The 23,782-nt window shown below is 62.9% G+C and carries 26 protein-coding genes and 1 tRNA gene; 9 read left to right on the top strand and 18 right to left on the bottom strand.

Annotated features, from left to right (window positions below):
* Positions 1-35: 35 nt before the first annotated feature.
* The 3 genes from clpA to MESCI2_RS0111205 all read right to left on the bottom strand — a co-directional run bounded on the left by clpA (position 36) and on the right by MESCI2_RS0111205 (position 3,466).
* Positions 36-2,504: an ATP-dependent Clp protease ATP-binding subunit ClpA gene (gene clpA / locus MESCI2_RS0111195; RefSeq protein WP_027036675.1), complete on the bottom strand. Its 2,469-nt coding sequence runs from the start codon at positions 2,502-2,504 to the stop codon at positions 36-38.
* Positions 2,505-2,510: 6 nt separating this feature from the next.
* Positions 2,511-2,840 (bottom strand): ATP-dependent Clp protease adapter ClpS, encoded by a 330-nt coding sequence (clpS, locus tag MESCI2_RS0111200; RefSeq protein ID WP_023812950.1) that lies wholly within the window; start codon positions 2,838-2,840, stop codon positions 2,511-2,513.
* 296 nt (positions 2,841-3,136) lie between these two features.
* A complete protein-coding gene (locus MESCI2_RS0111205) occupies positions 3,137-3,466 on the bottom strand; it encodes a phasin family protein (RefSeq protein WP_013531776.1) in 330 nt (109 codons plus the stop codon).
* A 285-nt stretch (positions 3,467-3,751) separates the two neighbouring features.
* Between MESCI2_RS0111205 and MESCI2_RS0111210 the strand changes: the two genes are divergently transcribed.
* The gene (locus MESCI2_RS0111210; RefSeq protein WP_027036677.1) at positions 3,752-5,161 is read left to right on the top strand and encodes a D-alanyl-D-alanine carboxypeptidase; all 1,410 of its coding nucleotides are present in this window, start codon (positions 3,752-3,754) and stop codon (positions 5,159-5,161) included.
* 46 nt (positions 5,162-5,207) lie between these two features.
* On the opposite strand, the gene MESCI2_RS0111215 is transcribed toward MESCI2_RS0111210, so the two are convergent.
* From MESCI2_RS0111215 to MESCI2_RS0111230, 4 genes are all read right to left on the bottom strand, one after another.
* The gene (locus MESCI2_RS0111215; protein WP_027036678.1) at positions 5,208-5,906 is read right to left on the bottom strand and encodes a DnaJ domain-containing protein; all 699 of its coding nucleotides are present in this window, start codon (positions 5,904-5,906) and stop codon (positions 5,208-5,210) included.
* Complete coding sequence (locus MESCI2_RS0111220; RefSeq protein WP_027036679.1) at positions 5,906-6,637, bottom strand: hypothetical protein; 732 nt, start codon at positions 6,635-6,637, stop codon at positions 5,906-5,908. Before MESCI2_RS0111220 ends, MESCI2_RS0111215 begins: the two co-directional genes overlap by 1 nt.
* Positions 6,638-6,721: 84 nt before the next feature.
* Positions 6,722-7,159, bottom strand: a complete 438-nt coding sequence (locus tag MESCI2_RS0111225) for a DUF1489 family protein (RefSeq protein ID WP_013531780.1) — start codon at positions 7,157-7,159, stop codon at positions 6,722-6,724.
* Positions 7,160-7,235: 76 nt separating this feature from the next.
* The gene (locus MESCI2_RS0111230) at positions 7,236-8,639 is read right to left on the bottom strand and encodes an L-serine ammonia-lyase (RefSeq protein ID WP_027036680.1); all 1,404 of its coding nucleotides are present in this window, start codon (positions 8,637-8,639) and stop codon (positions 7,236-7,238) included.
* Between the two features lie 178 nt (positions 8,640-8,817).
* On the opposite strand from MESCI2_RS0111230, the gene MESCI2_RS0111235 reads away from it, so the two are divergent.
* The gene (locus tag MESCI2_RS0111235) at positions 8,818-9,531 is read left to right on the top strand and encodes a DUF599 domain-containing protein (RefSeq protein WP_027036681.1); all 714 of its coding nucleotides are present in this window, start codon (positions 8,818-8,820) and stop codon (positions 9,529-9,531) included.
* Here the strand turns inward: MESCI2_RS0111235 and MESCI2_RS0111240 are convergent.
* The 6 genes from MESCI2_RS0111240 to MESCI2_RS0111265 all read right to left on the bottom strand — a co-directional run bounded on the left by MESCI2_RS0111240 (position 9,510) and on the right by MESCI2_RS0111265 (position 14,021).
* Entirely contained in the window at positions 9,510-10,301 is a 792-nt protein-coding gene (locus tag MESCI2_RS0111240) for a YdcF family protein (RefSeq protein WP_027036682.1), read from the bottom strand. The two genes, MESCI2_RS0111235 and MESCI2_RS0111240, sit on opposite strands and share 22 nt — an antisense overlap.
* A 125-nt stretch (positions 10,302-10,426) precedes the next feature.
* A complete protein-coding gene (locus MESCI2_RS0111245) occupies positions 10,427-11,992 on the bottom strand; it encodes an amidase (protein ID WP_027036683.1) in 1,566 nt (521 codons plus the stop codon).
* Entirely contained in the window at positions 11,992-12,447 is a 456-nt protein-coding gene (locus tag MESCI2_RS0111250) for a GNAT family N-acetyltransferase (RefSeq protein ID WP_027036684.1), read from the bottom strand. Before MESCI2_RS0111250 ends, MESCI2_RS0111245 begins: the two co-directional genes overlap by 1 nt.
* Before the next feature lie 8 nt (positions 12,448-12,455).
* Positions 12,456-12,743 (bottom strand): Asp-tRNA(Asn)/Glu-tRNA(Gln) amidotransferase subunit GatC, encoded by a 288-nt coding sequence (gene gatC, locus MESCI2_RS0111255; RefSeq protein WP_023812958.1) that lies wholly within the window; start codon positions 12,741-12,743, stop codon positions 12,456-12,458.
* A gap of 129 nt (positions 12,744-12,872) precedes the next feature.
* Positions 12,873-13,289 carry a hypothetical protein gene (locus MESCI2_RS0111260; RefSeq protein ID WP_027036685.1) on the bottom strand — a complete coding sequence of 139 codons (417 nt, stop codon included), beginning with the start codon at positions 13,287-13,289 and terminating at the stop codon, positions 12,873-12,875.
* 24 nt (positions 13,290-13,313) lie between these two features.
* On the bottom strand, positions 13,314-14,021 hold the full coding sequence (locus MESCI2_RS0111265; RefSeq protein ID WP_027036686.1) for a metal-dependent hydrolase: 708 nt from the start codon (positions 14,019-14,021) through the stop codon (positions 13,314-13,316).
* Between the two features lie 123 nt (positions 14,022-14,144).
* On the opposite strand from MESCI2_RS0111265, the gene ruvX reads away from it, so the two are divergent.
* The gene (ruvX, locus tag MESCI2_RS0111270; RefSeq protein ID WP_027036687.1) at positions 14,145-14,651 is read left to right on the top strand and encodes a Holliday junction resolvase RuvX; all 507 of its coding nucleotides are present in this window, start codon (positions 14,145-14,147) and stop codon (positions 14,649-14,651) included.
* Here the strand turns inward: ruvX and MESCI2_RS0111275 are convergent.
* The 3 genes from MESCI2_RS0111275 to MESCI2_RS0111285 form a co-directional block, all read right to left on the bottom strand.
* The gene (locus MESCI2_RS0111275) at positions 14,569-14,910 is read right to left on the bottom strand and encodes a DUF6105 family protein (protein WP_027036688.1); all 342 of its coding nucleotides are present in this window, start codon (positions 14,908-14,910) and stop codon (positions 14,569-14,571) included. The genes ruvX and MESCI2_RS0111275 overlap by 83 nt on opposite strands.
* Complete coding sequence (locus tag MESCI2_RS0111280) at positions 14,910-15,479, bottom strand: hypothetical protein (protein WP_027036689.1); 570 nt, start codon at positions 15,477-15,479, stop codon at positions 14,910-14,912. The genes MESCI2_RS0111275 and MESCI2_RS0111280 overlap by 1 nt, the downstream gene beginning before the upstream one ends.
* Before the next feature lie 194 nt (positions 15,480-15,673).
* Positions 15,674-17,302 carry a DNA alkylation response protein gene (locus MESCI2_RS0111285; RefSeq protein WP_027036690.1) on the bottom strand — a complete coding sequence of 543 codons (1,629 nt, stop codon included), beginning with the start codon at positions 17,300-17,302 and terminating at the stop codon, positions 15,674-15,676.
* A gap of 193 nt (positions 17,303-17,495) precedes the next feature.
* On the opposite strand from MESCI2_RS0111285, the gene MESCI2_RS0111290 reads away from it, so the two are divergent.
* From MESCI2_RS0111290 to MESCI2_RS0111310, 5 genes are all read left to right on the top strand, one after another.
* A complete protein-coding gene (locus MESCI2_RS0111290) occupies positions 17,496-18,455 on the top strand; it encodes an aspartate carbamoyltransferase catalytic subunit (RefSeq protein ID WP_013531794.1) in 960 nt (319 codons plus the stop codon).
* A complete protein-coding gene (locus MESCI2_RS0111295; protein WP_027036691.1) occupies positions 18,452-19,738 on the top strand; it encodes a dihydroorotase in 1,287 nt (428 codons plus the stop codon). The genes MESCI2_RS0111290 and MESCI2_RS0111295 overlap by 4 nt, the downstream gene beginning before the upstream one ends.
* Positions 19,739-19,796: 58 nt before the next feature.
* On the top strand, positions 19,797-20,384 hold the full coding sequence (gene plsY / locus MESCI2_RS0111300) for a glycerol-3-phosphate 1-O-acyltransferase PlsY (RefSeq protein ID WP_027036692.1): 588 nt from the start codon (positions 19,797-19,799) through the stop codon (positions 20,382-20,384).
* A 17-nt stretch (positions 20,385-20,401) separates the two neighbouring features.
* On the top strand, positions 20,402-21,541 hold the full coding sequence (gene dprA, locus MESCI2_RS0111305) for a DNA-processing protein DprA (RefSeq protein WP_027036693.1): 1,140 nt from the start codon (positions 20,402-20,404) through the stop codon (positions 21,539-21,541).
* A gap of 252 nt (positions 21,542-21,793) precedes the next feature.
* Entirely contained in the window at positions 21,794-22,264 is a 471-nt protein-coding gene (locus tag MESCI2_RS0111310; RefSeq protein WP_027036694.1) for a nucleoside deaminase, read from the top strand.
* A gap of 38 nt (positions 22,265-22,302) precedes the next feature.
* Here MESCI2_RS0111310 and MESCI2_RS0111315 read toward each other — a convergent pair.
* A tRNA-Lys gene (locus tag MESCI2_RS0111315) sits at positions 22,303-22,378 on the bottom strand.
* A 304-nt stretch (positions 22,379-22,682) separates the two neighbouring features.
* Between MESCI2_RS0111315 and MESCI2_RS0111320 the strand changes: the two genes are divergently transcribed.
* Positions 22,683-23,180: a BA14K family protein gene (locus tag MESCI2_RS0111320; protein WP_027036695.1), complete on the top strand. Its 498-nt coding sequence runs from the start codon at positions 22,683-22,685 to the stop codon at positions 23,178-23,180.
* 94 nt (positions 23,181-23,274) lie between these two features.
* Here MESCI2_RS0111320 and MESCI2_RS0111325 read toward each other — a convergent pair whose 3' ends face one another.
* Positions 23,275-23,754, bottom strand: coding sequence for a DUF6882 domain-containing protein (locus MESCI2_RS0111325; protein ID WP_027036696.1), 480 nt, complete (start codon positions 23,752-23,754; stop codon positions 23,275-23,277).
* Positions 23,755-23,782 lie beyond the last annotated feature (28 nt).

Consider the following 23,782-nt stretch of genomic DNA (forward strand, 5'->3'; position numbering starts at 1 on the left):
CCCCGTCTCCGGGGCTTTTTCGACTTTCGTAGAGCTTAGTTCTTTCGGGGCAGTTGTGGCACCAGGCTGCGCTTGCCGCCGTCCTTGCCCTTGGCTTCGGGCTTCGGCGCCGCCAGCTTCTTGGCCGCCGGCTTCTTCGCTACGGCCTTTCTGGGCTTCGGCGTTTCTTCCGGCTCTTCCTTCTTCGGCTTCACCGGCGCCTCGTCGGCCAGCGATTCGAGCTTCAGGCCGGTCTCGCCGGTTTCCTTCTTCTCGACGGTGACGCGCACCGTGCCGCCCTTCTTGAGCTTGCCGAACAGCACCTCGTCAGCCAACGGCTTCTTGATGTGCTCCTGGATCACACGGCCAAGCGGCCGCGCTCCCATGCGCTCATCATAGCCCTTGTCGGCGAGCCAGGCGATCGCATCCGCCGACAGATCGAAGGTGACGCCACGCTCGGAAAGCTGGGCCTCCAACTGCATGACGAACTTCTGCACCACCTGATGGATGACCGGCACCGGCAGCGAGCCGAACGGGATGATCGCATCGAGACGGTTGCGGAACTCCGGCGTGAACAGCCGGTTGATCGCCTCGACATCATCGCCTTCGCGCTTGGTCGAGCCGAAGCCGATCGCCGCGCGCTGCGCATCCGACGCACCCGCATTGGTGGTCATGATCAGGATCACATTGCGGAAGTCGATCTGCTTGCCGTTGTGGTCGGTCAGCTTGCCATGGTCCATAACCTGCAACAGGATGTTGAACAGGTCCGGATGCGCCTTCTCGACCTCATCGAGTAACAGCACGCAGTGCGGATGCTGGTCGACGCCGTCCGTCAAAAGACCGCCCTGGTCGAAGCCGACATAGCCGGGAGGCGCGCCGATCAGCCGCGAGACGGTGTGGCGCTCCATATATTCCGACATGTCGAAGCGGATCAGCTCGACGCCGAGCGACGCGGCCAACTGCTTGGCAACTTCGGTCTTGCCGACGCCGGTCGGACCCGAGAACAGGTAGGAGCCGATCGGCTTCTCCGGTTCGCGCAGGCCGGCACGCGCCAGCTTGATCGCCGAGGTCAGCGCACTGATTGCCGTGTCCTGGCCATAGACGACGCGCTTCAGCTCGATATCGAGACCTTGCAGCACCTTCTCGTCATCGGCTGAAACCGTCTTCGGCGGGATGCGGGCCATGGTGGCGATCGTCGCCTCGATCTCCTTGATGCCGATGGTCTTCTTGCGCTTGGCTTCCGGCACCAGCATCTGCGAGGCGCCGGTCTCGTCGATCACGTCGATCGCCTTATCCGGCAGCTTGCGGTCGTTGATGTAACGTGCCGACAGTTCCACCGAGGCCTTGATCGCCTCGTTGGTGAACTTCACCTTGTGGAACTCCTCATAATAGGGCTTGAGGCCCTTCATGATCTCGATGGCGTCCTCAATGGTGGGCTCGTTGACGTCGATCTTCTGGAAGCGCCGCACCAAGGCACGGTCCTTCTCGAAGAACTGGCGGAATTCCTTGTAGGTGGTCGAGCCGATGCAGCGGATCGCACCCGACGACAGCGCCGGCTTCAACAGGTTGGACGCATCCATGGCGCCGCCTGAAGTAGCCCCTGCCCCGATCACCGTGTGGATCTCGTCGATGAACAGCACGGCGCCAGGATAATCCTCGAGCTCCTTGACGACCTGCTTCAGCCGTTCCTCGAAATCACCGCGATAGCGCGTGCCGGCGAGCAGCGTGCCCATGTCGAGCGCGAAGATGGTGGCATTGTGCAGCACTTCGGGAACGTCGCCCTCGACGATGCGCTTGGCCAGGCCCTCGGCGATCGCAGTCTTGCCGACGCCGGGGTCACCGACATAGAGCGGGTTGTTCTTGGAACGGCGGCACAGCACCTGGATGGTGCGGTTGATCTCGGATTCGCGGCCGATCAGCGGATCGATCTTGCCGGCCTTGGCCTTGTTGTTGAGATTGACGCAATAAGCCGTCAGCGCGTCCTGCTGCTGCTTCTTCTTGCCGCCTTCCTCTTGCGGCTCGGCGCCGTTCTGGCCGCCCTGCTCGTCGTCGGCACCGCGCGGCGAGCGTGTCTCCGACGCGCCCGGACGCTTGGCAATGCCGTGCGAGATGTAGTTGACCGCGTCGTAGCGGGTCATCTGCTGTTCCTGCAGGAAATAGGCGGCATGGCTCTCGCGCTCGGCGAAGATGGCGACGAGCACGTTGGCGCCCGAAACCTCCTCGCGGCCGGACGACTGCACATGGATCACCGCGCGCTGGATGACGCGCTGGAAACCGGCGGTCGGCTTGGAGTCCTCGTCGTAACCGGTGACGAGATTGTCGAGCTCGGTGTCGATATAGGTGAGAACCGTGTGCTTGAGCTCATCGAGATCGACATTGCAGGCGCGCATGACGGCGGCCGCCTCGGTGTCGTCGATGAGCGCGAGCAGCAGATGTTCTAGGGTTGCATATTCATGGTGCCGCTCATTGGCGAGCGTCAGCGCCTGGTGAAGCGCCTTTTCCAGGCCTTGGGAGAAAGCCGGCATGTTACCTCACTTCTTCTCCATCACGCATTGCAGCGGATGCTGATTCTGTCGGGCGAAATCCATGACCTGGGACACTTTGGTCTCGGCCACCTCGAATGTATAGACCCCGCACTCGCCCACTCCATGATTGTGAACATGAAGCATGATGCGTGTGGCGGCTTCGCGATCCTTCTGGAAAAAACGCTCCAGCACGTGAACCACGAACTCCATCGGAGTGTAGTCGTCGTTGAGGATGAGGACCCGATAAAGGCTGGGCTTCTTGGTCTTGGTTTTGGTACGCGTGATGACGGCCGTCCCACGGCCGGCCCCATTGCCGTTACCGTCGCCGTCTTGCATCCGCACCACTCGTCTCGTGGCAGTCAAACCTGAAGTCACGTATTCCTGCCTCTTTCGATTCCCCATGCGAGTTCGACATGTAGGTGTTCGATGTACGATTTTAAGCCCTTCTGGTTAGCTGACAATATGGCTAGGTCACCAAACTTGGACGATTTTCGCAATCGTGAAGGGGCGCGAGGCTCTGGAACGGAAATTGACACGAAAAAGCCCGGCCGCGTTTCCGTGGCCGGGCTTTTTCTCGGGTTCAAAGGCTGAATCCGGGTCACGTCAGGCGAAATCAGTTCGCCCGGGCGAAATTACTTCGCCTTGGCAACGATCGATTCGAATGGCTTGTAAGCTTCCTTGGCGAGTTCGGCATAGAGATCGCCGATCTTGGTCGCCTCGGCGACGAACGCCTCATAGGACTGCTTGGCGTAGTCCGACTGGATCTCGATCGCCTTTTCCAGCGACTTGGCTGAAAACAGCTTCTCCACAGTGGCGCTGCCGGTTTCAAAACTCTTCTTGGTGTATTCACCAGCCTCAGTGGCAATCGCCTGCGCGCCCTTGGACAGCGACGCGAAGCTCTTCAATCCGGTGTCGGCGAACTCTTTGCCGTATTTGCTGAAGTCCTCATAGGTCTGGGTCATTTCACGATTCCCTTGACGGTTGAGGCGTCCTTCTTCGGGGCGCCCTTGTGCAATGCAAGATAATATATTGTGCGCCGCACAAAAGTCAAGATTTCGCGGGCTTGCGGACCCGCCTGCGCAGCCAATGGCTAAAAATCGAATAAAGAGAGCTTCAAACCCGAAGAAAATGGTGAACGCGGCGGTTACCATAAACGGATTGGTAACGCTGCGCCGGTAGCTTGACCGGAAGCGAGGCAGGACCCTTTGCCGCCTCCAACGCAACGAAGAAATCCAAGGGAAGTACCAGTGCGTAAGGCGTTGTTGGGCATCGTTTCCAAATCCACCTCCCCTCTCAAAACGATGATGATCATCGCCTTGGCGATGACATTCGTTTTTGGCGACGTTGCCTCGTCGCTGGCGGCCAGGCAGGCGGCCATCGTCGTGGATGCCAAGACCGGCAAGGTGCTTTACTCCGCAGATGCCAACGGCAGGCGCTACCCGGCTTCGCTGACCAAGATGATGACGCTGTACCTGACCTTCGAAGCTATGGCGAAGGGCAAGATCAGCAGGAACACGCCAGTGGTGTTTTCCGCCAAGGCTTCCGCCGAGGCGCCGACGAAACTTGGCGTGAAGCCGGGTGGTTCCGTCACGGTCGAGACCGCGATCCTGTCGATCGTCACCAAATCGGCGAACGACTCGGCCACCGCGCTCGGCGAAATGCTCGGCGGCAATGAAACCACTTTTGCCCGCATGATGACGGCCAAGGCACGTGCGCTGGGCATGAACGGCACCGTGTTCCGAAACGCCAATGGCCTGCCCGACCCCGGCCAGTTCACCACCGCGCGCGACATGGCGACGCTCGGCATCGCGCTGCGCGAGCATTTTCCGCAGTATTACGGCTATTTCTCGCAGCGCTCCTTTCTCTACGGGCGCAAGCGCATCAACGGCCACAACCGCCTGCTTGGACGCATCAAGGGTGTCGACGGCATCAAGACGGGCTACACCCGCGCCTCCGGCTTCAACCTCGTCTCGTCGGTTTCCGACGGCAATCGCCGCATCGTCGGCGTGGTCATGGGCGGCACCTCGGGCGGCAGCCGCGACAATCAGATGGCCAGCCTGATCAACACCTATCTGCCGAGGGCATCGACTCGCGGTGGTGGCGATCTGGTCGCCAAGGCCGGTGACAACAACCCGATCACCGCCCTCGCCAAGGTTCTCCTGCCCAAGCATGACGCTCCGACACCGGACGACAAGCCTGTCATAGCGCAGGACGATGCCATCGTTGCCGAGGACGCCACGGTCGCCGAAGACGATACCGCGCGGGCCGAGGAAGCAGCTCCCGTCGTCAAGACCAGAAAGGTCAAGACCGTCATCGTTTCAGCCCCCGAGGTCGCGACGGCGCAGGTGGTAGCGGCCTATGCCGAGCCGACGCCGGCGGCTGTCGACCCGGTCAACACCGCGTCGGTGCCGTCGGGCTGGGCCATTCAGGTCGCCTCGTCGCCAAAGCAGTCAGAGGCCCAGGCCTTCCTCGACAAGACCACCAAGCAGGCACCCAAGGTGCTGGCCGACGCGTCCGGCTTCACCGTCGCCTTCGACAAGGACGGCGTCACCTACTACCGCGCCCGCTTCGGCGGCTTCGGTTCGAAGACCGCGGCCTGGAAGGCCTGCACCGCTTTGAAGAAGAAGAACATCGAGTGCTACGCCGTCCAGCAGTAGGACGGCGTGCAAGTCATCTCCCGGAAAAGTTCTGCATCGAAGGAGACTAGTTGTGATTGGAGAGCAAGACGTCCTTGGCTTCGTTAATCCGCGCCGCCAGGAAAGACGTGCCGCCGACATCGGGGTGCAGGCGCTGCATCAGGCGGCGGTGCGCCTTGCGGACATCCGCCGCGGCGGCCCCCGCTTCAAGACCAAGGACCTTGTAGGCCTCCTCCTTAGTCATGGCGCCCGGACCTGGCGTAACACCCAGCCCTTCGCCACCGTTCGTCTCAGCGTTTTTGCGCCAGACGGGAAATCTGCCGTCAAGATACGTCTCTAGCAGCTGTCGGCTCTCCGGATCGCTGGAGAGTTCGCGGTAGAGGTGTTGCAATTCCGCCAGCCCCATCGCGCCAAGCATCTTGCCTTCGTGGCGGCCAGCCAGTACCAGTCCTTCGAGGCCGCCGGTATCGTGATCGAGCTCCATTTCCAATGCCGCTGTGCGCACCGTCGAGCGTTTGCCCGGTGCAAGCCCGGCCGGCTGGCGTTTCATGCGCATGGAACCATACCAGGCAAATGCCGCGGTGAGGATCATGCCGCCGATGCCTTCACGGCCGACCACAAGCACGGCGACGCCGACAACTGCCAGAAGAGCCGGCCCGAGCGTTCGCAGCGTGCTCGCCAGTTTCGCCGGCTCGGCACGCAGAAAGATCGTCACCGCGCCGAGAAGCAGCAGAAGCAACGCTACAAAAGCGATGATTGCGCCCATTATTTTCCGCCGCCCCGCAGATGCTCGATCATCAGCCGGTCTTCCGGCCTGCCCCTGGCTTCGAGCGCCTTCAACCCGCCGGTCGCATACACGGCGACGGCCGAAAGCAGCCCTGCCAAGGTCGCGGCAGCCCGCCGATCAAATCGGAACCAAGCCCCCTTGGAAAGCCGCGCAATCTCTTTGAACGCCTTTTCGGCGTCGGAATCATGGCCTTCCTGAAACACGAAGACAGGAACGCCATGAAGGCCGAGGCTGCCGGCCTTTTCGGCCAGATCGTCGATATTCTCTTCCATCGCGTCGCCGATGTAGACCAGCGCATTGACCTTGGCGGCCGCCGTCTGTTTCAACGCATGCGTCAGGACCTTGCCGATCTGGGTGTGGCCGCTGCGGCATTCGATCCGCGTCATCAGCTGCTTCAAGGCATTGGTGTCGCTCACGAAAGCCGACGAACGGCACTCTTCGAGACCACGAAAATAAACCAGTTGCACGCTGAGGGTTCCGGCCTTGCCGACGGCGTCGAACATCTGGCCCTGCAGCGTGCAGGCCAGATCCCAGGTCGGCTGGCGGCTCATCGTCGCGTCGAGGGCAAGGATCAGCCTGCCTGAACCGGTCGCCGAGGCGGCAAGTGTCCTCGCCTGACGGATGAAGGCGTCGATCTCGCCGGCGTTGGATTGAGGCTTGATCGGCGCAGGATCGGCCCTCGCGGGCACGGGCTGCTTCTTATCGCTCATGAAAAACAAGATGTGGCGTTGCCACATCGCTTGCAAGCCCCACATCGGGTGGCACGAAGGGCCAGACGGCGATGCCACCTGGGGTCAGAGCAGGCCCAGATCGGCAAGCTCGCGCCTGAGTTTAGGCGGCATCTCGATCAATCCGGCCTTGCCCTTGCCCAGATCGAGCGGCGCATCCGCCGGCTTCAGGTAGCGCCAGCCCTGAAAAGCCCGGCGCGGCTGCCAGTCGGTGCGTACAACCTCGGGGTCGAGAATCAGGTGACAGCGGCCGATGCCTTCGCTGTCGGTGAACGGCCGGATTTCGGTGATCAACTGGCGGCACTGCACATTGCCTTTGATCACCCAATAGAGCGAACCGCCATCGGTGACCTCGGCGCCGCGCGTCGGCATCATGCGGGTGGTGTGATATTGCTCGACCGGCTCACCGGCGCGCCGCCGCTCGTCGAGGCGGAAGGCGATCCACTCTTCGAGATCCTCGACGCTGTCGCAGCCGACACAGAGTTTTATGAGATTGAGAGACATCGCTTAAGGTTAGTCCCGCACGCGAACGCGTCAACGACCGGATCGACTTCTCCACAGTGGCGGTTTAGGCCAGCCTTCAGCACTCCACGACGTTGACTGCAAGCCCGCCAAGGCTGGTTTCCTTGTACTTCTCGTTCATGTCGAGGCCGGTCTGGCGCATGGTCTCGATCGCCGCATCGAGCGGTACGAAATGGATGCCGTCGCCCTTGATGGCCAGTGACGCTGCGGTCACCGCCTTGACCGCGCCCAGCGCATTGCGTTCTATGCACGGCACCTGCACCAGCCCGCCGACCGGATCGCAGGTCATGCCGAGATGATGTTCGAGCGCGATCTCGGCGGCATTCTCGACCTGCTCGGGCGTGCCGCCCATGACGGCGCACAGGCCGGCCGCCGCCATCGCCGATGCCGACCCGACCTCGCCCTGACAGCCGACCTCGGCGCCGGAGATCGAAGCGTTGGTCTTGATGATGCCGCCAACGGCTGCGGCCGTCAGCAGGAAATCGCGAATGCTCGGCTGGTCGGCCTCGGGATGGAAATGCAGCCAGTAACGAAGCACCGCCGGCAGCGTGCCGGCCGCACCATTGGTCGGAGCGGTGACGACGCGACCACCGGCGGCATTTTCCTCGTTCACCGCCATGGCGTAGATCGACAGCCAGTCATTGGCGAGCAAGGGATTGGGCTTGTTCTGCTGCCACTGCTCCTGCAGCTTGTCGTGCAGCATGCGGGCACGCCGGCGCACCTTCAGCCCGCCCGGCATGATGCCGTCCTGCGACAGGCCTCGGTCGATACAGCCCTTCATGGCGCTCCAGATGCCGTCGAGGCCGGCGTCGAGCGCCTCGCGCGACATCTGCGTCTCCTCGTTGACGCGTTTCATATCGGCGATGGAGAGACCGCTTTTGCCGGCCATCGCCAGCATCTCGACCGCGTTCTTGAAGGGATAAGGCACTTTCTTGCCTTCGGTCGTCACCGAACCCTTGGCTTTCATCCGCTGCAGTTCTTCTTCCGAAACGACGAAACCGCCGCCGATCGAGTAATAGATGCGCTTGAGCAGCAGGCGGCCGCCGGCATCATAGGCGTAGAACGCCATGCCGTTGGCGTGACCGGTGAGCGGCGTCTTGCGGTCCAGCACCAGATCGGTGTCCGGATCGAAGCGATAGGCGGGATGGCCGGGCGGCGAAATGCGCTTTTCGGCGGCGATGCGGCCGGCAATGCCATCGGCCTGGTCGGGATCGACCGTCTGCGGCGTCAGACCGGCAAGGCCGAGCATGACGGCGCGATCACTGCCGTGGCCAATACCGGTGTAGGCGAGTGACCCGTGCAGGCTCGCGCCAAGCCGGTCAACGTTGACGCCCGCCGGACGCGGCCAGTCATTTCCCGCGACCTCGTCGAGAAACCGCGCAGCGGCGGTCATCGGCCCCATCGTGTGCGAACTCGAGGGTCCTATGCCGATCTTGAACAGGTCGAAAACCGAAAGGAACACGCGGCGTTGTCTCCTGGAGTCAGGTCGAGGACTATATATAGGAATTCCCACGATGTTTCCGCTCTTTTGGAAATCGCGGCGCTGCACCCGCCGACCTTGTTTGCTCCGGCAGCGACATTGGTACGATCGCTGTATGCGGACATCGAAGCGATCGCGCTGAATGTGATAAATTCAGACCATGGGCGATTCCCTCGATCTTTCGACAGCCGATTTCGCGGCGCTGGCCTTCTTCCTCGTCGCGTGGCTGCTGCACACGTTCGCCTCCGACGGCAAGCTGGTCAGCCGCGTGTCGCTGACGACGGCAATGAATGCACAGCGGCAAGCCTGGATGCGGACCATGGCCGAGCGCGAGATCCGCATCGTCGACACCGCCATCATGAGCGGGCTGCAGCAAGGCACCGCCTTCTTCGCCTCCAGCTCGCTGATCGCCATCGGTGGCTGCTTTGCCCTGCTCGGCGCGTCCGACCGGGTTCTTGAAGTGCTCAGCGACCTGCCCCTGGGTGGCCCGCCGTCGCGCGCGGCCTTCCAGATAAAGGTGTTCGGGCTGGTGCTGATCCTGGCGTTTTCGTTCTTTAAATTCGGCTGGGCGTACCGACTGTTCAACTATTGCACGATCCTGATCGGCGCCGTGCCGATCCCGCATGGCGAAGCCTCACGCAATCCGGTCACCGAAACGGCGGTGTGGCGTGCGGCGCAAATGAACATGCTGGCCGGAAAGCACTTCAACTCCGGTCTGCGCGGGGTGTTCTTCTCGATCGGTTATCTCGGCTGGTTCGTCGACCCCATGGTGTTCGTGTTGTCGACGCTGTTGCTGCTGGCCGTTCTGGTGCGGCGCCAGTTCTTCTCGGCCGCCAGGCAGGCGGTGATCGGTCAGCCGCCTGGAAAAGGCTGATCGATCCGGCCTGACAGCCAATAGGCAAAAAGCCCGATCCATTCGCGGATGGTCATGGTGGTGGCCTGCAGCGAATCGGCTGGATTGTCGCGGAATAGCCCGATGCCTTCTTTGCCCGAGGTGCGATAGTCGACCGGCCAGGGAACAGTCGCAAAGCCGGCCTTGTCGAACAGCGCCTTGGCGCGCGGCATATGGAAGGCCGAGGTCACCAGCAGCCAGGTCTCGCCGAGCTTCGGCGTTACCAACTCCTTGGTGAAGACCGCGTTCTCATAGGTGTTGCGGGACTTGTTCTCCAGGATCAGACGATCGGCGGCCACGCCGAGCGCGATGAGCAAGCGGGGGGCCGTGGCGGCGTCGCCCTCGCCTTCGAGAAACAACGCGCCGGTGCCGCCGGAGACGACCACCTTGGCGGTGGGAAAGCGCCGGGCGAGAATCGCGGTCTCGACCATCCGATCGCCGCTGCTGTTCAGCTCATAGCCGCCGCGCGCCAGATTGATGGCGCCCTCGAAGCCGCCGCCGAGCACGACGATGCCGTCGACCTTTTCCGGCAGCGGCGGGCGCGCGAAGCGCTCTTCCAGCGGATTGAGCATCATCGCGCCCAGCGACGTCCACGCTGACAGCGCAAGGATCAGAAATGCCAGCACGCTGCCGGTGGCCGCCAGCCGCCGGCGCCCGATCATGGCCGCGAGCAATCCCGCCAGCAGCAGGAAGATCGCCAGGTTCAGCGGCTGGATGAAGAACCAGAATATCTTGGACAGGTAGAAGAACATCGCTCACCCCATTGCAGCGCCGCGCGGGCGTGGGCGCTCAAAGGACGCTAACACTTTGATTTTGCGCAGGATCCTTCCGAAAATCGATTCCGACTTTCAGGGCATGCGCTAGACGAGCGACGTCCCTACCACCACTTCTCCGGCTGGAACGTGCCTGCGGCCTGCTCGATGACGGCGGCGGTCTGGAACAGCGTTTCCTCGTCGAACGGCCGGCCGATCAGCTGCAGCCCGAGCGGCAGGCCCTTGGCGTCGAGCCCGGCGGGCACGGCGATGCCCGGCAGGCCGGCCATGTTCACCGTGACGGTGAAGATGTCATTGAGGTACATCTTGACCGGATCGGCAGCCATGTCCTCATCGGCGACGCCGAAGGCGGCGGACGGCGTTGCCGGGGTCAGGATGACATCGACGCCGGCGGCAAAGACCGTCTCGAAATCCCGCTTGATCAGATTGCGCACCTTCTGCGCCTGCAGATAGTAGGCGTCGTAGTAGCCGGCCGACAGCACATAGGTGCCGATCATGATGCGGCGCTTGACCTCGCGGCCGAAACCCGCGGCGCGGGTCTTTTCGTACATGTCGACGATGTCCTTGCCCGGCACGCGCAAGCCGTAGCGAACGCCATCATAGCGGGCGAGGTTGGACGAAGCCTCGGCGGGCGCCACGATGTAATAGGCGGGCAGCGCGTATTTCGTATGCGGCAGGGAGATGTCGACGATCTCAGCGCCGGCGTCCTTCAGCCAGGCAATGCCCTTCTGCCACAGCGCCTCGATCTCTTCAGGCATGCCGTCGACGCGGTATTCCCGGGGAATGCCGACCTTCATGCCCTTGATGGGCTTGCCGATCGCCGCCTCATAGTCCGGCACCGGCCGGTCGACCGAGGTCGTGTCCTTCGGATCGACGGAGGCCATCGACTTCAACAGGATCGCGGCGTCGCGTACGTCGCGCGCGATCGGTCCGGCCTGGTCGAGCGACGAGGCGAAGGCGACGATGCCCCAACGCGAGCAGCGGCCATAGGTCGGCTTGATGCCGACCGTGCCGGTGAAGGCGGCTGGCTGGCGGATCGAGCCGCCAGTATCCGTCGCGGTCGCGCCGGCACACAGGAAGGCCGAGACTGCCGTGGCCGAACCGCCGGAAGACCCCCCCGGCACCAGCTGCGCATTGTCCAAGCTGCGCGCGGTCCTGGTGCCGCCGGCCGAGACGAAGCCGCCGTCGCCCTGATGCGTCGTCGGCATCACCACCGTGTCGAGGCGCGAACGCCGCCACGGATTGATGACCGGGCCATAGTAGGACGTCTCGTTGGACGAGCCCATGGCGAACTCGTCCATGTTGAGTTTGCCGAGCATAACGGCGCCGTCGGCCCACAGATTTGACGTAACGGTCGATTCGTAGCGCGGCTTGAACCCGTCGAGCACATGACTGCAGGCCTGCGTATGGACGCCTTCGGTGCCGAACAGATCCTTGATCCCAAGCGGGATGCCTTCCAGCGCACCGCCCTCGCCCTTGACCAGCCTTGCGTCGGACGCCTTGGCCATGTCGCGCGCCTTGTCGCCTGTCACCGCGACGTAGGCATTGAGCGCAGGATTGGCGCGATCGATGGCCGAGAGATAGGCCTCGGTGATCTCGGTCGCGGTGATTTCCTTGCCACGCAGCTTGGCGCGGGCCTGTGAAATCGTCAGATGGGTCAGGTCGCTCATCAAAGGCTCTTTTCGTAAAACACCGACCACTCGGAATCGGGATAATCCAGCACCGGGCCGCAGCGCGAAAACCCGGCGCGTTCGTAGACAGTCCACGCCGCGGGATGACGATCGCCCGTCTCCAGCACCAGGCGCTTCAACCCCTCATTGCGCGCCAGCGCCTCGACCCGCTCGACGATTTTCGCGCCGATCTTCTGCCCGCGATACGAAGGCCTGATGTACATGCGCTTGACCTCGCCGATGGCGCCGTCATGGCGTTTCAGCGCGCCGCAGCCGATGGCCAGGCCGTTGTCGCGGGCGATGAAAACGGTCGTATCCACACCGGCCATCTGCTCGACCGTCAAATGGTAGCAATGCTCCGGTGGCGTCAGTTCGAGCAAGGTCTCGTTGAGTTCCTCGACCAGACCGCGCACGTCGTCCTGCAGTGGCGTTTCAACGGCGATGTCGATTGCCATCGGCCGGTTTACTCCACGACCTTCGGCACGAGGAAGAAATTCTCTTCGGTCGCCGGCGCGTTGGCGACGATGTCGGCTGCCTTGCCGCCGTCGGTGACGACATCGCTGCGCTTCTTCATGTCCATCGGCGTCACCGAGGTCATCGGCTCGACGCCGGAAACATCGACCTCGTTCAGCTGTTCGACGAAGCCCAGAATGGCGTTCAGCTCGCCGGTCATCCGTTCGGCATCTTCCTCGCTCACCGCGATGCGGGCGAGATGCGCGACGCGCTTCACAGTCTGAAGATCTACGGACATGTTTTTGCCTCGGGGAAAACCAGTTCGGGCTATAGCGGCGCAGCGCGCGCTGCGCAACATGCATCGTGCGAGAGGCCAGGCTGTGGCGGCGGCCTACTTTTTGGCCACCGATCGCGCGCAAGATGCTGTCTACGGCAGGGTAACGCCCTCGCAGAGATAGTAGCTGCCGCCATTGCCGCTCGCCTCGCCTTCGTCAGCGGTCGGCCGGACCGACACGAGATCGATCTGCTTGGCGTTCATTTGCGTCACCGAGAGGACATCCGGGAAGACATAGCCCGGTTCCTGGCAGATGGCCGTCACCGCCCAGCTTGGCGACGCCGCCGCCTTGCTGATCTGCAGGAATTCGCAATTGTATTCGACGCTCTGCAGGCCGTGCGCCGAAAGCACGATGTTGCCGGCGTCGATCAGCGTTTGCAGCGTGTCCTTTTGGGCCTGTTTGCAAAGCTCCTCGGATTGCAGGTAGACGCCCTCGATGAAATCATCCGCGGCGAGCGCGGGCGACGCCGCGACCAGTATGGAAACGCAAAAAGATTGCCTCAAAGCCATGGTTTCATTCCATTTTGGCTGCTTCTAAATCGTAATCGTCTCGCCAATCTTGGGCAAAGCCACCTTGATGCCGGATCCTTCCATGCCGGCCTCGAACTTGTCGGCGGTCGGATCGATCATCGGAAAGGTGCCGAAGTGACAGGGAACCACGGTGTCGAATTTGAAGAAGCGCCGGCAGGCAAGTGCCGCCACCGCGCCGCCCATGGTGAAGCGGTCGCCGATCGGCACAATGCCAATCTTCGGCTCGTGCAACTCGTTGATCAGCGCCATGTCGGAGAAGATGTCGGTGTCGCCCATGTGGTAGAGCGTCTTGTCTTCCGGGAAATGCAGGACGAGGCCGCCGGGATTGCCGAGATAAGTGTTCTGGCCGCCATCGCCGGGAAATGAAGATGAATGCAGCGCCTGGACGAAAGTGGTGGTGAAGCCGCGGCAATCGACGGTGCCGCCGATGTTGCCGGGATTGATCTTCTTGTCGCTGACGCCCTTGCCGACCAGATACATGCAGATCTCGAAATTGGCGACGAGCTGCGCGCCGCTTTTGCCGAGCACTTCCACGGCGCCGCTGATGTGATCGCTGTGGCCATGCGTCAGCAACACATGCGTGATCCCCTCGGCCGGGCCCTCCCAGCCGCCCGTCCAGGACGGATTGCCGATCAGATAGGGATCGATGAGGATCTTGGCATCAGCGGTCTCGATGCGAAAGGCCGAGTGGCCGTACCAGGTCAGTTTCATGAATGCATTCCTCGATTTTTGGCTTGCCAAAGGATAGAACGCCGATGGCCCCGAGATCAAAGGGTTACTGTGTCCACCACGCGTTTGACAAAACACGTGGTGGTGAAAGGCGAAGGACCGCCGGTGGGCATTATCACGATCGAGGAATTGCCGGCGCGGCTGACCGGCGGCAAGACGCTGGCGGGACTGGACCTCGGCGACAAGACGATCGGCGTCGCGGTCTCGGACCAGAGATTTTCCTTCGCCCATCCGCGTCCGGTCATCATGCGAAGGAAATTTTCGCTCGATGCGGCGGTGCTGCTCGCCTTGCTGCACAAGGAGAACGCCGGCGCGGTGGTGATTGGGCTGCCGATCAATATGGACGGTTCGGAAGGGCCGCGTGCGCAGAAATCGCGCGCCTTCGTTCGCAACATGGCACAGATGAGCGACCTTCCCTTCGTCCTCTGGGATGAGAGACTATCGACGGTCGCGGCCGAAAGGACGCTGATCGAGATGGATTTCTCGCGCCGCAAGCGCGCCGGCAAGATCGATTCGGCGGCAGCCGCGTTTATTCTGCAGGGAGTTTTGGACCGGCTTCAGTCGCTCCACGCATCCGCTCGAACGGAACCGGAGCCGCCCAGCGCTGTCTGACCCAGCCGGCGATTTCGCGGCGACGGCGGAAGGCCCAAAGCGCCATCAGCAGCAAGCCGTCGAAGACGCAGGTCTTCGCCACCATGCCGGGAATGATCGCCGGATCGATGCCGAGCATCTGACCATAGAGCTGGAAGAAGAAGTCGTGCATCTGTCGGCTGAGCATCGTGTAGCCGAAATTGATGTCATTGGCCGACAGATAGAACCAGCCCCAGAAAATCGCCATCGGCGCCGCCCAGAATCCGAAGATGTAGCGCATCAGCGGCCTCCCCTGGGATGGGAGCCGGTCTTGGACACCGTTCGGCCCGATATGAGTGAAAGCAGTGAATTGTGGGCCGCGGCTTTTGCCATACCGTGCGCGACGGCATGGATCTCGCTTTCGCCGGAAGCCGCTGCCGCAACCACGGACCGCCGCTCGGCAAGCATGGCGACATAGGACGCCAGAAGTGCCGCCAGTTGCACGGCGACAGCCATGAACAGCCCGTTGATGCCTTGTACGGCGCCACCGATGACGATCAGCGACAACACGCCGGACGCGCAGATGAAGGCGATGCGGGCAACGCTGTCGGCGCCCGCACTGGTCGCGTCGTTGACCAGGGCTTCGACAAAGGCCCAGAAAAACAGAACCGCGACGACAAGCAATGCGGTGGCGAGCGGCGCCACGACAACGAAATTGTCGAGGTCGACGAAGCGGGTACCCTCGTTTGTGGCACCCAGCACGCCGAGCGCCGCCGCCACACCCCGGTTTCCGTCGATGCAGATGAGCGCAAGCAGGGCGAAAACAATCGCCCAGTGCAAGGCCAGAAAAGAGGTCAGTACCTGTCGCATCGGTGTTCCTGCTTCGCAAAGCAAGGGACGGCCAACTTGAACCATTCCCTGCTCTCGCCGGGACAGTGGGCCTTGCCGTCCGCCATCGCAACGGAAACCATTTGTTAAGGTTAACGGCGATTAGCCATACGCGTGAGGATGCCCACCAACGCGTCAAAACTGTGGATGGCGCCGGTTTTTGCGATGCTCGCGGCTCAGTTTACCGGCGGATAGAGCGTGTCGATGATCATGCGTGCATCGTGGCGCGAATCGATCATGCCATAGGTGTTGCGCCATTGGCCGGCCAAACGCGTCTCGACGAAAGCGTCGGCGATCCGCCCTGCCCCCAGACGGCGCAATTCCGCCGCCGCAGCCGACAGCGCCAACTGCTCGGTCAGCAGCCGGGCCGAACCTTCGTCGGTTGAGGCAACCTGCATCGCCGCCTTCAGCACGCCGATCGTGCCGCGTCCGCCGGCGCCGAGATCACGGTCGATACCGGCCAGCACATCCTCGAACAGGCCGGGCGCACGGCCAAGCACGCGCAACACATCAAGCGCCATGACATTGCCCGAGCCTTCCCAGATCGCGTTGACCGGGGCCTCGCGATAGTAGCGGGCGAGTGGCGCCTCCTCGACATAGCCGTTGCCGCCGAGGCACTCCATCGCCTCATAGAGCAAAGGCGGCGCGATCTTGCAGACCCAGTATTTGACGACCGGCGTCATGGCGCGGGCAAACGCCGCCTCGCCGCGATCGCTCGCCGCCTCGTCGAAGGAGCGCGCCAACCGGAACGAAAGCGCGGTGGCGGCGGCGACATCGAGCGCCATGTCGGCCAGCACGCGCTGCATCAACGGTTGCTCGATCAAGGTCGAACCGAACACCTGGCGGTGGCGCGCATGATGAACGGCCTCGGCGAGGCCCGCGCGCATGATCGCCGACGAGGCGATGGCACAATCGAGCCGGGTCAGGGTGACCATGTCCATGATCGTCTTCACACCGGCACCGGGTTCGCCGACCATCTCGCCGATGGCATTGACGAATTCGACTTCGGAGGAGGCGTTGGAACGGTTGCCGAGCTTGTCCTTCAGCCGCTGAAATCGGAAGCCGTTGCCCGAACCATCACCGAGAACGCGCGGCACGAGGAAGCACGACAGCCCCTCCGGCGCCTGCGCCAGCACCAGGAACGCATCCGACATCGGCGCCGACATGAACCATTTGTGCCCCGTCAGACGATAAAAACCGCTGCCGGCGCGTTCCGCCCTCGTAACATTGGCGCGCACATCGGTGCCGCCCTGTTTCTCGGTCATACCCATGCCGAGCGTCAGCCCGGTCTTCTCGACCGGCGGCTTCTGGCTCTGGTCGTATTTGCGCGTCGTCACGCGCGGCGCCCATTCGCGAAACAGTTTTGGGCTGGCCATCAAGGCCGCCAGCGAAGCGTTGGTCATGGTGATGGGGCACAGATGCCCGGTCTCCAGCTCCGCCGTCAGATAAAACCGGGCGGCACGGACCTGATGGCGGCGGCCGATCTCGGTGTCGCCGTTCTCCCACACCGAGGAATGCAGCCCGTTGGCCACAGAGCGGCGCATCAAGGCGTGATAGGCGGGATGGAACTCGACCACGTCGATGCGCCGTCCCTGGCGATCATGCGTCCTCAGCTTCGGCGTCTCGACATTGGCGAGGCGCGCCAATTCCTGCGCCTCCTGCGTCAGCACAAAGCGGCCGAGACCGTCGAGATCTTTGCGCACCGGATCGGAAAAACGCTCCGCTAGCTGGATCAGCAACGGATCGCCCCGCCAGGCGTTGCCGCCCGTCAGCGGCGGCGGCTGGTTCGTCACGTCGTCGGTCACGCCCAATCCTTCTATCGTCAGAAAGCCACGAATCCGAGGCTGTCGGCTAGATATAGCCAAGCCATGCAGCGCGCGCGATGAAAATACCGGCCGATACAATCGGCCATCTACACGAAAAAATTGAGGAGAACGCCTGCAATGCAAAGCTGGTGCTTGCAGCCGCAAAGTCTCCACCCTATAGCAGCGCCTTGAGATGACCGACGCTTCGTCCCCCTATCCTCATCGCCATCTTCTGGGCATCCGCGACCTTTCCCCCGCCGACATCGAGCTGTTGCTCGACAGGGCGGACCGGGCGGTCGCGATCTCGCGGCAGTCCGAGAAGAAAACCTCGACGCTGCGCGGTCGCACACAGATCAACCTCTTCTATGAAGCCTCGACGCGCACACAGTCGTCGTTCGAGCTTGCAGGAAAGCGCCTCGGCGCCGATGTCATGAACATGTCGGTGGCAAGCTCTTCGGTGAAGAAGGGTGAAACGCTCATCGACACGGCGATGACGCTGAACGCCATGCGGCCCGACATCTTGATCATCCGCCACCAGTCGGCCGGTGCTGCCGCCCTTCTGGCGCAGAAGGTCGGCTGCTCCGTCGTCAATGCCGGCGACGGCGCGCATGAACACCCGACACAGGCGCTGCTCGATGCGCTGACCATTCGCCGCGCCAAGGGCCCGCTGTCGAAGCTCATCGTGGCAATCTGCGGCGACATCCTGCATTCGCGCGTGGCGCGTTCCAACATCATGCTGCTCAACGCGCTCGGCGCGCAGGTGCGTGTCGTCGCACCGTCGACGCTGCTGCCCACCGGCATCGAGAAGATGGGCGTCATCGTCACCCGTTCAATGGCCGAGGGCCTCAAGGACGCCGATGTGGTGATGATGCTGCGCCTGCAGCGCGAGCGCATGGAAGGCGCGTTCGTGCCTTCGGTGCGCGAGTATTTCCGCTATTTCGGCCTCGATGCGGAAAAACTGAAGGCGGCCAAGGACGATGCGCTGGTGATGCACCCCGGGCCGATGAACCGCGGCGTCGAGATCGCCTCGGAAATCGCCGACGGTCCGCAGAGCGTCATCCAGGAACAGGTCGAGATGGGCGTTGCCGTGCGCATGGCGGTGATGGAAGCGCTGCTTGACCCGCGTCGTAATCAAGAGGGCCGCGGCGCATGAGCACGACGGTTTTTGAGCGCGCCCGCATCGTTGACCCGTCGCGCGGCATCGACGAAGTCGGTGCCGTCATCGTCGACGGCCGCAAGATCGTTGCCGCCGGCAAGGCGGCGCTGAACCAGGGCGCGCCCGAGGGCGCCACCGTTATCGACTGCGCCGGCAAGGCGATCATTCCAGGCCTGATCGACGGCCGCGTCTTCATCGGCGAACCGGGCGGCGAGCATCGCGAGACCATTGCGTCGGCAAGTGTCGCGGCGGCGGCCGGCGGCGTCACCTCCGTCGTCATGATGCCTGACACCGACCCGGTGATCGACAATGTGGCGCTGGTCGAGTTCGTGCTGCGCACCGCCAAGGACACGGCGATCGTCAATGTTTTTCCGGCCGCGGCGATCACCAAAGGCCTCGACGGCCGCGAGATGACCGAGTTCGGCCTGCTGCGCGAAGCCGGCGCCGTCGCCTTCACCGATGGCCGCCACACCATATCGAGTGCGCTGGTGATGCGCCGCGCGCTGACCTATGCGCGCGACTTCGGCGCCACCATCGTGCATGAGACGCAGGATGCGGACCTCGGTTCATCCGGCGTCATGAATGAAGGGCTCTACGCAAGCTGGCTCGGCCTCTCCGGCATTCCGCGCGAAGCCGAATCCATCCCGCTGGAGCGCGATCTGGCCCTGGCGCGGCTGACGCGTGGTTCGTACCATGCAGCAAAGATCTCGACGGCGATGGCGGCAAACGCCGTCACGCGCGCCAAAGCCGATGGCGCGACGGTGACATCAGGCGTGGCGATCCACAATCTGTCGCTGAATGAAAACGATGTCGGCGAATACCGCACCTTCTTCCGCCTGACGCCACCTTTGCGCGCCGAGGAAGACCGTCTGGCAATGATCGAAGCGGTCAGGGACGGCACGATCGACATCATCGTCTCCTCGCACGATCCGCAGGATGTCGACACCAAGCGCCTGCCCTTTGCCGATGCGGCGGCCGGCGCCATCGGGTTGGAGACGCTGCTGGGCGCCGCATTGCGGCTCTACCACAATGGCGATGTGCCGTTGCTCCGGCTGATCGAAACCCTGTCCACCGCTCCCGCAAAACTGTTCGGCCTGCCCGGCGGCACGCTGAAGCCGGGCGCTGTCGCAGATCTTGCTCTTGTCGATCTCGACGAGCCCTGGATCGTCAGCGAAAGCGGCATTCGTTCGCGCTCGAAAAACACCTGTTTCGAAGGCGCGCGGCTGCAAGGCAAGGTCTTGCAAACGCTGGTTGCGGGCCGCACAGTGTTCTCCGTCTGAGCCGGCCACCGCGCATCGCGCGTGATCCGGCTCGTCAAGGGGAAATGCGGGGGAAACAATGACTTACAGCCTCATCCCAGCGCTCGTGTTTGGCTATTTGCTTGGCTCGATCCCATTCGGGCTCCTGCTGACGCGCGCGGCTGGCCTTGGCGATGTGCGCAAGATCGGCTCCGGCAATATCGGCGCCACCAATGTTCTGCGCACCGGCAACAAGGGCCTTGCCGCCGCGACGCTGCTGCTCGACGCGCTGAAGGGCACGGTCGCCGTGCTGATAGCAGGCCATTTCGCGCCTGACCTGGCGATCTGGGCCGGTCTCGGCGCCTTTCTCGGTCATCTCTTCCCGGTCTGGCTCGGTTTCAAGGGCGGCAAGGGCGTCGCCACCTATCTCGGCGTGCTGATCGGCCTTGCCTGGCAGGTGGCCCTGATCTTCGCCGTCGCCTGGCTGGTGATGGCATTCCTGTTTCGGTATTCCTCGCTTGCGGCGCTGACAGCGGCGGTCATCGTGCCGATCGCCCTCTATGTCCTGAGCACACCGCAGAATGCGGCCTTGTGCGTGGTGATGAGCATCATCGTTTTCATCAAGCACCGGGAAAACATTTCGCGCCTGCTTGCCGGCACCGAAGGCAAGATCGGAGCCAAGGGGTGAGCGAGCCTGCCGCCGTGGTGAGTGGGCCGGCCGCCGGGCCGCGGCTCAGCGACCGGCAGCGGCTGAACTGGCTGCGGCTGATCCGCACCCAGAATGTCGGCCCCGCATCCTTTCGCGACCTCATCAACCGTTTCGGTTCGGCCGAGGCGGCGCTGGAGATACTGCCGGAACTGATGATTTCAGGCGGCGCCATCCGGATCGCCCGTATCCCTTCCATTGCCGAAGCCGAGGCCGAACTGGAATTAGCCGGAAAGGCCGGCGCCCGCTTTGTCGGGATCGGTGAGACAGACTACCCGCCCCTATTGCGCAACATGGACCATCCGCCGCCGCTGCTGGCGGTAAAGGGCAATGCCGCCGTGTTCCGGTTGCCGGGTCTCGCCATCGTAGGCGCACGCAACGCATCGCTGGCCGGCATCAAGATGGCACGCATGCTGGCAGCCGACCTCGGCCGCGACGGCTACGCAATCGTCTCCGGCCTGGCGCGCGGCATCGACACCGCGGCGCATCAGGGCAGCCTTGCGACCGGCACGATCGGCGTCCTGGCCGGCGGCCTCGACCTGCCTTACCCGCCTGAAAATGCCGGCCTGTGCGAGGAAATTGCCGAGCGCGGCGCCGTCATTTCGGAAATGCCGTTCGGCTGGCAGCCCCGCGCCCAGGATTTCCCACGCCGCAACCGCCTTGTCGCGGGTGCGGCCCTTGGGCTGGTGGTGGTCGAGGCAGCGCAACGCTCGGGCTCCCTGATCAGCGCCAGGCTTGCCGGCGAAATGGGCCGGCTGGTCTTCGCCGTACCGGGCTCACCGCTCGATCCACGCGCCGCCGGTACCAACGGCCTGCTCAAGGATGGCGCCACCCTGGTCACCGAGGCATCGGACATTTCGCGGGCAATCGCCCCGCTGACCGGCATGCGGGCGCCCGAAATGCCGCCGTTCGAAGAGCCGCCAGACTTCTCGGCCACACCACCGCCCGGCGAAAGCGACCGCGCCCGCGTCATCGAGGCACTCGGCCCGACGCCAGTGGCGGTCGACGAGATCATCCGCCACACCGGCCTGCACCCGGCCCAAATCTTCATGGTGCTGCTGGAACTCGACCTCGCCGGCCGCCTCGAGCGTCATGCCGGAGGCAATGTATCGCTGGTGTTCGGGGAGCCTTCCGTCTGAGGCTGTTCGCATTTCGCGCCGCCAAGCTGCTTCGAGAAGCTCGGCGAGGATGGCCTTTTCATCTGGCTTTCCGCTTTGCCGCGTCTGCTCATCTGTTCGACGCCAAGACCGGTCAGCGATTGTAGGGAAAGATCTGAGATCCCGGCGCAAAGGCCCTAAGCGGCGGTTTGCTCTTGCCACTCGCGTTCGTTGGCAGCAATCTTCGCCCAAAGAGCCGCTATCGGTTGGATGCCGGCGTCCCAGGATTCCGCCATGACACGCGATCAGATGCTCGCCCACCTTCGATCCGCCGACGCGGTCGCGCGCGAGGCGGCGGCGCATGGGCATCATCCGTTCGGTTGCGTTCTGGTCGGGCCGGACGACCGCGTGGTGATGCGGCAGGGCAATCTCGACACGGTGCGCCATGCCGAGACCGAGCTCGCCCGGCGCGCGGCGGCTGCCTACGAGCCGGAGTTCCTGTGGCAATGCACGCTGGTCTCAACCTTCGAGCCGTGCGCCATGTGCGCCGGCACGATGTATTGGGCCAATATCGGGCGGCTGGTTTACGGGGTCGAGGAGACCGAGCTACTGGCGCTCACCGGGGATCACGCGGAGAATCCGACGATGAGCCTCTCTTCGCGCACCGTCCTCGGCTCCGGCCAGAAAAAGATCGAGGTCTTTGGCCCCTTCCCCGACATCGCCGACGAGATGCTCGCACCGCACCGCGATTTCTGGAAGCGCTGACGGTCTCCCCGCAGCCATAGTGGATTTTAGAACGATTTTGGTGAGCGCGTCGGGGTTCGAACCCGAGACCTACTGATTAAAAGTCAGTTGCTCTACCGGCTGAGCTACGCGCTCCCGCGGGCGCGAAAGGCAGCCCTCGAAATTGCGCGGAACATAGGGAGAGTGCCGCGACCGGTCAACCGGAAAAAGAGCATTCGTAAGCCTGGCTTTTCCAGTGCGGCCACCAAGTCTGAGCGGCCGCTTCCATCATGAGTAGCGCCGCCCTGGCAGAGCAATTGCACGACCGGTCTGCCGCGCCGCAAGCAGGCCGGAGAAACATTACAAATCAGCAACTTGGTATTTAACGAGGAACCTTCCCTCCTATCACCCGTTGTCTCGCCACAAGGGACGTCAATCACCCTTTCGAAGGAGAAAAATAGTGAACAAAATCGTATCGGGTATACTGGCGACCACATTGTCGGTTTCGTTCGCGGCAGCCGCCGGTCCGGCCAACGCCGCCCAGATGTTCGCGCCGCAGGCACCGGAAGCTTCGTCAAATGTCTTGAACATCGAAGCCCGCAACGGTGACTACCAATGGAAGAAGCGCCATGGCGAACGCCGCAACTTCAGCCGCAATTTCAACGGCAATCGGAACTTTGCCCGTAACAATGATCGTGGCGTGTATTGGAACGGCCACCGCGGCTATCGCGAATACCATCGCGGCTATCGCCGCCATGGCGACAACTGGTTCCCGCTGGCTGCCTTCGCGACTGGCGCGCTGATCACCGGCGCGATCATCAACAATGAAAACAACCGCGTCTATGAAGGCAATTCGCATGTGCAGTGGTGCTATGATCACTATCGCAGCTACCGTGCTTCGGACAACACGTTCCAGCCGAATTACGGCCCTCGCAAGGAGTGCCGTTCGCCCTATTGATCAAAGCGCGTTTTAGTAGCTGAGATGCGTTGAGTGGAGCTCGCGTCGGCAACGGCGCGGGCTTTTTGATTGGCCGGAAGACGAACAGTTGCCGTCAGCTTGCCCAGTTGATGCTCTTGAGCATCAGATAAAAGCCACCGCCGTCCTCTGTGCTGGGACAACGATAGATACCCAACCCATCGCAGATACGGGCCATCACCGCACTGAGCTCCCAACCAACCACTTCCAGCGCGTTGTCCGCATCCGTCACGTAAGACTGGGCCAATTCGTCAATGCCATTCTGCTCTCCGAAGGATCGAACCAGCTTTGCATCGCTGAGGAGCTCGCTGGGCAGGCTTGAATTTGCCCAAGCCCACAGCCAGTTGCCGGCCTCGGTGCTCGTTGAGCCGACAATCTGGATCTCGGTGACCACCTTGGCGACCCGGTCTTGCGAGAACAGAAGCGTTCCGGCCGTCAGGTCGTAGTCATAGCGCGAGCAATCGCCGAGGCGAAACTCCTTGTTCGCGCGTGCATTTTTGGCCTTCAGCTGTTCGATAGCCTCGTCGCGCCAAGCAGGATACCAATCTGGCTGCATTCCTCGCGCCTATCACACACCACTGATG

The sequence above is a fragment of the Mesorhizobium ciceri WSM4083 genome, from assembly GCF_000519305.1.
Lineage (GTDB): Bacteria > Pseudomonadota > Alphaproteobacteria > Rhizobiales > Rhizobiaceae > Mesorhizobium > Mesorhizobium ciceri_B.